Annotated in this window: 1 protein-coding gene; it reads right to left on the reverse strand. The window is 76.6% G+C overall.

The genetic code is table 11. The features are described 5' to 3' along the window. A partial coding sequence (locus VI078_14855; GenBank protein HEY6000563.1) for a tetratricopeptide repeat protein occupies positions 1–1,576 on the reverse strand: 1,576 nt, incomplete at both ends.

Genomic DNA, 1,576 nt, shown 5'->3' on the forward strand with positions numbered 1-1,576 from the left:
CCCGCGCGCGCCCGGCCTCCTCGCGCAGGCGGGCCGCCTCCTCCTCGAGGGCGCGGCGCTCCTGCGCCCAGGCGGCCGCCCGCGACTCCAGCGCGCGGTTGGCGCGGTTGACGTCGGCGAGCACCTGTTCGAGCCGCTCGAGCCGCTGGTTCGCGAACCGCCCCTGCTCCTCGACGAGGCGACGGCGCCCCTCGAGCTCCGCCGTGGCCTGCGCCAGCAGCGTCTTGGCCTCCGCGTTGCCCGGGTCGGCCGCGAGCAGGCGATTGAGCTCCTCCACGGCCAGCGCCGCGTCCCCCGCATCGAGCGCCGCACGCGCGAGGGCGAGCCGCGCCTCGGAGGGGCCGCCAAGCTCGACGGCGCGCCGAAAGGCCGCCAGCGCCTCCGTCTGCCGGCCCCCGCGGGCGAGCGCAAGGCCGAGGTAGTAGTGGTACGCCCCCTTCCCCGGTTCGATCGCGAGCGCCTTGCGGAAGAACTCCGCCGCCTGCGCGTGCTCGCCCGCGAGATAGCTGTTCGTCCCCATCTCGGCCCAGACGTCCGAGCGCTGCGGGTTGATGTCCGCGGCCCGCTGGAAGTACTTGGCGGCGCGGGCGTACTCGCGGGCCTTGCGCGCGTCCTGCCCGGCCTTGATGAACTCGGCCTCCGCCAGGTCGGGGCGGCGCGAGGAGAGCAGCCGGAACTCCTTGAGCGCCAGCTCGGGGCGCGAGGTGCGGTCGTAGAGGACCGCGAGCCCGAAGCGCGCCTTGTCGTTCGTGGCGTCGGCGTCCAGCACGGCGGTGTACTGCGCCTCGGCCCCCGCCAGGCTTCCCCGCTCCTCGAGCACCCGCGCCAGGTTCAGCCGCGCCTCCGCGTAGCCGGCCCTGAGCGCCACCGCGCGCTCGAACGCGCGCTGCGCCTGCTCGGCCTTCCCCAGCGACGCCAGCACCACGCCGAGGTTGTTGTGCGACTCGGCCACGTTCGGGTCGATCCCGATCGCCTGCTCGAGCGCCGCCTGCGCCGCCGCCGCGTCGCCGCCGCGGAACAGCTCGACACCGAGGCGCTGGGCCGCGTCGGCGAAGCGCGGGTCGACCTCGAGGACGCCGCGCAGCTTCTCGATGCGGTCGGCGGGCTTCTCCTCGCGCAGCGCCGCCCGGTAGGCGGCATAGGCCTCGAGCGAGACCGTCGGCACCCGCGCCAGGCGCGCCTCGTCGGCCTCGGTCAGCGCGAGGCCGGCCGCGGCAGCCAGGTACCTGACGGCGGCCGCGGCGAGCGGGAAGGCGCGGCCGAGGGGCTCCGTGCCGCGGAACGCCTCGACCTCCCGCCCGGCCGTGACGTCGAACACCCGCAGCTCGAGGGCAAGGTGCGCCTCGGCGAGCGTGCTGCCTCCGAACACGGCGAAGTCGGCGCCGGCCGTGCGGCAGATCTCCTGGAAGCGCCCGGCCTCGACCGTCTCGCTCGAGGACAGCTCGCGCAGCGCCTCCTCGCGCGGCGCGCCCGTGACCAGGCGCACGCCGCCGAGCGCGCCGAGCTGGTCCTCGATGATGCCGGCGAGCGCCCGCGCCGCCCACTCCTGCCCCGGGGTGCCGCCGGCCACCGGCAG

The organism is bacterium, from assembly GCA_036524115.1.
In the GTDB taxonomy this organism is placed as follows: Bacteria; JAUVQV01; JAUVQV01; order JAUVQV01; family DATDCY01; genus DATDCY01.